Consider the following 7,283-nt stretch of genomic DNA (forward strand, 5'->3'; position numbering starts at 1 on the left):
CTCCGAAGCGCGCGTACTCCGCCTCGGAGAACCGCTCTTTGTCCAGATCTCGTCCCATCGCCCCCTTCTGTCCAGTACGCAAGTGTCCACACCTCACCAGCCGATCGGTCCGTCGTCCTCCAGGTAGGCGCCGGTCGGTCCGTCGGCGTCCAGGGTCGCCAGCCGTACGGCGATGGCCGCGCCCTGCTCGGCGGTGCGGAAGCCGGTGTGGGCGTTGAGGTCGGTGGCGCAGTAGCCCGGGTTGGCGGCGTTCACCTTCACGGAGGTGCCCATCAGCTCCTTGGCGTAGCAGACAGTGATCATGTTGAGCGCGGTCTTGGAGGAGTTGTAGGCGGCGAAGTTGAGGTCCCAGAACGGGCTGTCCTGGGTGAGCGCCAGGCTGATCGAGCCCAGCTCGCTGGACATGTTCACGATCCGGCCCGCCGGCGATCTCCGCAGCAGCGGCAGCATGGCGTTGGTCACGGTGACCACGCCGAACACGTTCGTCTCGTAGACGTCCCTGAACTGCTGCGCGGTGAGGGCGCTCGGGACGCTCCCGTCCAGCCCGCCGGCGACGCCGGCGTTGTTGACCAGGATGTCGAGCGAGCCGTACTCGGCCTCGATCCACTTGGCGGCGGCGGCCACGCTCTCCTCGTCGGTCACGTCGATCCGCACGTACGGCAGGCCCAGCCGCCCGGCGGCGGCCCGTCCGCGCTCCTCGTCGCGGGCCCCCACGATCGCGGTGATCCCCCGCTCCGCCAGCAGCCGCGCGATCTCGTGACCGATCCCCTTGTTAGCGCCCGTGATCAGGGCAGTCGTCGTCATGGCCCAACGTTCTCCCAGGCCGTGGCGGGGACGGGAGAGACCCGCGGAGGCTGGGATCAGCGGTACCACCTTCGCGCGCCCGCTCACCTGGCCTCAGGACGGAGGATGGAGGCATGAACCGCGACGAACTGGCCGGCTTCCTGCGCAGCAGGCGCGCCCGCGTCACCCCGTCCGACGTGGGCCTGCCCGGCGGCGGACGCCGGCGCACGCCCGGCCTGCGCCGCCAGGAGGTGGCCCAGCTCGCCGGGATGTCGATCGACTACTACATCCGGCTGGAGCAGGGCCGGGGCCCGCACCCGTCGCGGCAGGTGCTCGGCGCGCTCGGCCGGGCGCTCATGCTGGACCAGGACGAGCGCGCCCACCTGTTCCGGCTGGCCGGCCAGGTGCTGGAGACGCCCCGGATCAGGGAGGACGTGCCCGCGGGCATCCTGCACCTGCTCGCCTTCCTGGAGGACGTCCCCGCCTACGTCCTGGACGCCCGCTACGACCTGCGCGCCTGGAATCCCCTCGCCGGCATGCTCATGGGCGACCTGGACTCCCTGCCGCCCGACGGGCGCAACGTGATCCGCTGGGTGTTCAGGTCACCCGGAATCGCCGAGCACCTGTCGGACGAGGAGAAGAGCCGCTTCGCCCGCGCCTCGGTCGCCGACCTGCGCGTGGCCGCCGGCCGCTACCCCGACGACCGGGCGCTGCAGGCGCTGGTGGCCGAGATGCTGGCGCTCAGCCCCGAGTTCGCCGAGCTGTGGGCCCGGCACGAGGTGGAGGTGCGCAGGGAGCAGCGCAAACAGGTCACCCATCCGGCCGTCGGCACGATCGACGCCATCTGCCAGGTGCTCCCGGTGCCCGACCGCGACGACCTGCGGCTGGTGCTCTACACCACCGAACCCGGCTCGCCCTCCCACCGGGCCTTGCGCGACCTGCGGCGACTCACTCTAAGCTCATGAGATGCGAGCGGTTGCCTTTGACATCTTCGGCGGGGAGCTCGACGTGCGCGAGCTGCCCGATCCCACTCCCGCGCCCGGCGGGGCGGTGATCCGGGTCGAGGCGACCGGGCTGTGCCGCTCCGACTGGCACGGCTGGCAGGGGCACGACCCCGACATCAAGGTCCTTCCCCACGTGCCCGGCCACGAGCTGGCGGGCGTGATCGAGGCCGTGGGCCCCGACGTGCGCGGCTGGCTGCCGGGGGCGCGGGTCACCGTGCCGTTCATCTGCGCCTGCGGCACCTGCGCGGCCTGCGCCACGGGCCAGCAGCAGGTGTGCGAGCGGCAGACCCAGCCGGGCTTCACCCACTGGGGCTCCTTCGCCGAGTACGTCGCCGTCGACCACGCCGACGTCAACCTCGTCCCGATCCCCGAGGAGATGGCCTACGCCACCGCCGCCGGGCTCGGCTGCCGCTTCGCCACCGCCTTCCGGGCAGTCGTCCAGGTGGGCGAGGTGCGTCCGGGAGAGTGGGTGGCGGTGCACGGCTGCGGCGGGGTCGGGCTGTCGGCCGTGATGATCGCGGCGGCGTCCGGGGCGCGGGTGGTGGCCGTGGACATCAGCACCGACGCGCTGGAACTGGCGGAGCTGGCCGGGGCCACGCACTTCGTCAACGGCTCGGCCGGCGACGCGGCGGCCCAGGTCAGGGAGCTGACCAGGGGCGGCGCGCACGTCTCGCTCGACGCGCTGGGCAGCCCCCGCACGTGCGCGGCCTCGGTCGAGAGCCTGCGCAGGCGGGGGCGGCACGTCCAGGTCGGCCTGCTGCCGGGCGGCGCGACGCCGGTGCCGATGGACCGCGTGATCGGCCACGAGCTGCGGCTGCTGGGCAGCCACGGCATGGCCGCGCACGCCTACCCGCCCATGCTGGAGCTGATCAGGGCCGGGATCCTGCACCCCGACCAGCTCGTCACCCGGACGATCGGCCTGGCCGACGCCGGCAAGGCGCTGGCCTCGATCGGCTCGGTCCCGGGCGTGACGATGATCCTGCCGCGGGCGGGCGCGTGAGCGTCCGCCCGCGGCAGGATCACTCCTCCAGTTGCACGCCGAACGTCCTGAGCACCAGCGCCAGCATGGCGTAGTGCGCGACGAGGACGACCAGCTCGATCCTGCACACCTCGTCGTAGCGGTCGCACAGGGCCGCCCAGGTGGCGTCGGTGAGGTCGCCCGCGTAGTGGAGGTCGTCGGCCACCTGTAACACCAGGCGGTCCTCGACCGGCCAGAGGGCGTCGAGCTGGCGGACCGACTCGATCTCGACGTCGGTCAGGCCGACCTCGCGGGCGATGCGGGCGTGATGGGCCCATTCGTAGGCGCTGCCGCTGTGGAAGGCGGTGCGCAGGATGGCCAGCTCGCGGTCGCGGGCCGGCAGCGCGCCGTTGAGCAGCGCGCCGCCGAAGCGCAGCCAGCCCTGGTAGAGCGCGGGGTGCCGGCCCAGCGTCGTGAACACGTTCTGGGGGTTCGCCTGCTGAAAGTCGTCCCATTCCGCAGGAGGCAGGGGCTTCACTCGAGGCTTCATGGCCATGAGCATTCCCCAAATGAGCGTCCACTTGTCCGGCGGCGGCTTTACCGTCACTTAGGAGGACTTTCCACAGTGCGGGCTTTACGTCAGGATTGAGTGGCCCGCAGGACGTTGCAAGCCTGGTCGACCGCAAGGACCCCATGGTGATTCGAACGTTGCTCGCTGAGGACATGAACCTGGTACGAGGGGCGCTCGTGGCGCTGCTGGCCTACGAGGAGGACATCGAGGTCGTCGCCGAAGTCGAGCGGGGCGACCGCATCCTGGCCGCCGCCCAGTCGTGCCGTCCGGACGTGGCGGTGCTGGACATCGCCCTGCCCGGCATGGACGGGCTCGCCGCGGCCGGCGAGCTGCACGAGAAGCTGCCCGGCTGCGGCGTGCTGATCCTGACCGGCGTCGGCACCCCCGGGCTGCTGAAGCAGGCGCTGGAGGTGCACGTCCGCGGGTTCATGGCCAAGGACGCGCCGCCGGAGCGGCTGGCCGACGCCATCCGCCGGGTCGCCGACGGCGAGCGGGTCATCGACTCGGAGCTGGCCATCGCGGCCATGCGCCCCGAGGAGCCGCCGCTCACCCCCCGCGAGCTGGACGTGATCGGCGCGGCGGCCGACGGCGCCTCCATCGGGGAGATCGCCGCGTCGCTGTTCCTGGCCGAGGGAACGGTCCGGAACTACCTGTGCCGGACGACGTCCAAGCTGGGCGCGCGCAGCCGCATCGACGCCATCCGCATCGCCCGCGAGTCCGGCTGGATCTGACCTCCCTCCGCCGTCCCGGCCCGCCCCCGCCCGCTCAGTGACGGGTGTGGGCGGCCAGGAAGGCCAGGACGTCGGCGGCGAGCGCGATGGACCGGCTGACGGCGCGGGCGCCGTGGCCGACGTCGCGCTCATGGCGCAGCAGGACAGGACGGGAACCGGCCCCCCTGGTCCCCTGGGCCCACTGCATGGCCGCGCACATCTTGCGGGCGTGCATCGGGTCCACCCGGGTGTCGGCGGCCGAGACCGTGAACAGCGTCGCCGGGTAGTCGGCGTCCGGCCGGACGTGGTGGTAGGGCGAGTAGGCCATCAGCCAGGCCAGGTGGTCGGGGTCGGCGGGGTCGCCGTACTCGCCGGTCCAGGACGGGCCGAGGCCGCTGAGGTGGTAGCGGGCCATGTCCAGCAGCCCGGCCGAGCAGACGGCGGCGGCGAACAGGTCGGGGCGCTGGGTGAGGGCCGCGCCGACGAGCAGGCCGCCGTTCGACTCGCCCCAGATGCCGAGCTGCTCCGGGGTCGTCCAGCCGTCGGCGACCAGTTTCTCGGCCGCGGCGACGAAGTCGTCGAAGACGTTCTGCTTGCGTTCCAGCATGCCGTCGCGGTGCCAGGACTCGCCCTCCTCGCCGCCGCCGCGCAGGTTGGCGATGGCCAGCACGCCGCCCGACTCCACCCAGGCCAGCGAGTCGGCCGCGTAGCCGGGCATGAGGGGGATGCCGAAGCCGCCGTACCCGTTGAGTATCGCCGGGCGGGGGCCCGAGCCGGAGGACAGCGCGACCACGACCATGCGCACGGGGGTGCCGTCGGCCGAGGTGTACTCGACGTGGTGGCTCCGCACGTCGGGCAGCGCGACCCGGCCAGGCGGGGCGGCCCACAGGGTGGCGGCGCCGGTGCGGGCGTCGTAGCGCCAGATCTCGGCGGGGGTGACGGCGTCGGTGTAGGTGAACCAGGCCTCGTGGCCGCCCTCGGGCCGGGAGCTGAGCGAGGCGATCGAGCCGCTGCCGGGCAGGGGCACCTCGCCCAGCCGCTCCCCCGTCCTGGCGTCGTGCACGGCGATCTCGCCGATCGCGTGGCGGGTCCTGGAGACCAGCAGGCGGTCGCCGTCCAGCAGGGTGAACGCGCCGAGCACCGCCCGGGGGTCCTCGGGGACCAGCTCGCGCCACACCTCGGGCTCGGCCGGGTCGGCCACGCACAGCCGGCGCCGGGGGGCGTTGCGGTCGGTGAGCAGGTACAGGCGGCCGTCGGAGGCCACCGCGCCCGCCGTGCGCACGTGCGTCCCCTCCTGGACGACCCGCAGCTCCGGCCGGGCCGGGTCGCCGCCGGACAGGTCCGCCAGCCAGAGCGAGTTGCCGGCCGTGCCGCCCGCGGAGATCGTCAGCCAGCGGCCGTCCGCGCTGAGCTGCACGCCGTACGAGACCGGCCCGCCGGTCAGGACGGGCACGTCGTCGGGGACGCCGAGCCGGTGCAGGTGCACGCCCTCGTGGAAGCGCACGTAGTAGAAGCCCTCGCCGCCGGGCAGCCAGGCGACCGGCGAGTAGCGGCAGCCGCCGATGGGGCCGTCCACGAGCTTGCCGGTGTCGACCTCCTCGACGTACAGGTCGGCCTTCTCGTCGCCGCTGCGCGAGATCTGGTAGGCGACCAGGCGGCCCTGCGGGTCGGGCTGCCAGTCGTCCAGGGTGGTCAGGCCGGTGGGGTCGCGGTCGGCCGGGTTCAGGAAGGGCCGGTCGTCGCAGTACAGGACCGGGTGCTCCTGGCAGCCGGTCTGCCGCAGGTGGAAGCGCCGGCCGCCGCGCCACACGGGCGGGGTGACCAGGCCGGTGACGCTCAGCTCGGTGAGCCTGGCCAGGAAGCGCTCGCGGTCCGGCAGGCACGCGGCGGCCTCCCGCCACAGCCGGTCCTGCGCGGCCAGCCATTCCCCGGTCCGCGGGTCGAGGGGGTCCTCCAGCCAGCGGTACGGGTCAGGGATGTCGCGCCCGTGAAGGCGGTCGGTGACCGGTTGCCGTTCGGCGGGCGGGTACTCGTCTGCAAATGTCATGACACGGGCTCCGGTTGCCAGTGGCCGGCCAGGTCGGCGTACAGGGGCGAGACCCGGATCAGCTCGTCGTGCGTGCCGATCGTGATCCGGGGTCCGTCCATGAGCAGGACGCGGCGGGCGCGCAGCGCGGAGGTGAGGCGGTGCGCGACCACGATGAGCGTGCCGCCCCTGGCCGCGAAGGCGTTCTCTGCCAGGGCTTCGGCGGCGGGGTCCAGGTGACAGGTGGCCTCGTCCAGGATGACCAGCGGGGCATCGGTCAGGTGGGCGCGGACGAGCGCGAGGAGCTGGCGCTGCCCTGCCGACAGCGCCGCCGGGTCCAGCGTGGCGTCGTACCCGCCCAGGCTCTCGACCAGGTCCGTGGCGCCCAGGGCGGCCACGGCCTCGTCCAGGCGGCCGGACCCGGGCGCGAGGTAGGCGAGGTTGTCGCGCAGCGTGCCGCGGAAGACGTACGCCTCCTGGGGGATGAGCACGCGGGCGGCGGGGTCGGCGCGGTCGGCGGGCACGCCGCCGACCAGCACCTCACCCTCGCCGGGCCGCAGAACGCCGCTGAGCAGGGCGGCGAGCGTCGACTTGCCCGCGCCGCTCGGGCCGACGACGGCCAGGTGGTCGCCCTCGGGGACGGTGAGGTCCAGGCGGTCCAGGACCGGCGCCGAGTGCGGGCCGTAGGCGAAGGTGACCGACCGCAGCGTGACGTCTCCCCCGGACGGACGGACCTTGGGCGGGGACGGCGGCCGGGGCGGCGCGGCGGCGGCGATGCGGCGCAGCGTGGCCACGAGCCGCACGCCGCTCACCCCGAGCCCCTGGACGAGCCCGCCGAGCGCGGGGGCCAGCGACTGGGTGACGTAGGCCAGCGCGCCGACGATCACGCCGGGCCGGGCGCCGCCGTCGAGCAGCCAGGGCGTGCCGGCCAGCAGCAGGACGACGGGCAGCCAGCCGCCGACGGCCAGCGCGGCGGTGCGCACCGCGGTCACCCTGGCCAGGGCGCGGGCGGCGTCGCGCTGCGCGCCGACCTGGCGGGCCAGCCGCTCGTCCTCGCGGCCCTGCAGGCCGCACGCCTCGATGTCGCGCAGCCCGGCGGCCGTCGCGGTCATCGACCGGGCCAGCTCCTCGTCGGCCAGCAGGAACGCGCGCTGCCGCCGGGCCAGCGCGGGCAGCGAGGCCAGGAAGAACGCCAGCCCGGCCGCGAACGGCGGCAGCACCAGCACGAGCG

General features: G+C 74.0%; 7 protein-coding genes. 3 read left to right on the forward strand and 4 right to left on the reverse strand.

The annotated features are described in order from the left end of the window. Positions 1–93 precede the first annotated feature (93 nt). The gene (locus ACWCSD_RS43685; RefSeq protein ID WP_397163916.1) at positions 94–804 is read right to left on the reverse strand and encodes an SDR family oxidoreductase; all 711 of its coding nucleotides are present in this window, start codon (positions 802–804) and stop codon (positions 94–96) included. A 113-nt stretch (positions 805–917) separates the two neighbouring features. Here ACWCSD_RS43685 and ACWCSD_RS43690 point away from each other — a divergent pair, with 113 nt between their 5' ends. Together ACWCSD_RS43690 and ACWCSD_RS43695 are read left to right on the forward strand one after the other, a co-directional pair. After that, positions 918–1,748 (forward strand): helix-turn-helix transcriptional regulator, encoded by an 831-nt coding sequence (locus tag ACWCSD_RS43690; protein ID WP_397163914.1) that lies wholly within the window; start codon positions 918–920, stop codon positions 1,746–1,748. Between the two features lies 1 nt (position 1,749). After that, a complete protein-coding gene (locus ACWCSD_RS43695) occupies positions 1,750–2,787 on the forward strand; it encodes a zinc-dependent alcohol dehydrogenase family protein (protein WP_397163913.1) in 1,038 nt (345 codons plus the stop codon). 19 nt (positions 2,788–2,806) lie between these two features. On the opposite strand, the gene ACWCSD_RS43700 is transcribed toward ACWCSD_RS43695, so the two are convergent. Beyond that, positions 2,807–3,295: a carboxymuconolactone decarboxylase family protein gene (locus ACWCSD_RS43700; protein WP_387664513.1), complete on the reverse strand. Its 489-nt coding sequence runs from the start codon at positions 3,293–3,295 to the stop codon at positions 2,807–2,809. 143 nt (positions 3,296–3,438) lie between these two features. On the opposite strand from ACWCSD_RS43700, the gene ACWCSD_RS43705 reads away from it, so the two are divergent. Further along, positions 3,439–4,047, forward strand: a complete 609-nt coding sequence (locus ACWCSD_RS43705; RefSeq protein ID WP_387664510.1) for a response regulator — start codon at positions 3,439–3,441, stop codon at positions 4,045–4,047. Positions 4,048–4,081: 34 nt separating this feature from the next. Here the strand turns inward: ACWCSD_RS43705 and ACWCSD_RS43710 are convergent, their stop codons facing one another. Both ACWCSD_RS43710 and ACWCSD_RS43715 read right to left on the reverse strand, forming a co-directional pair. Then, a complete protein-coding gene (locus tag ACWCSD_RS43710) occupies positions 4,082–6,073 on the reverse strand; it encodes a prolyl oligopeptidase family protein (protein ID WP_397163911.1) in 1,992 nt (663 codons plus the stop codon). Further along, positions 6,070–7,283, reverse strand: a 1,214-nt coding sequence (locus tag ACWCSD_RS43715) for an ATP-binding cassette domain-containing protein (RefSeq protein ID WP_449924087.1), incomplete at its 5' end; no start/stop codon positions are given. The genes ACWCSD_RS43710 and ACWCSD_RS43715, both read right to left, overlap by 4 nt.

The sequence above is a fragment of the Nonomuraea sp. NPDC001684 genome (genome assembly GCF_053596515.1).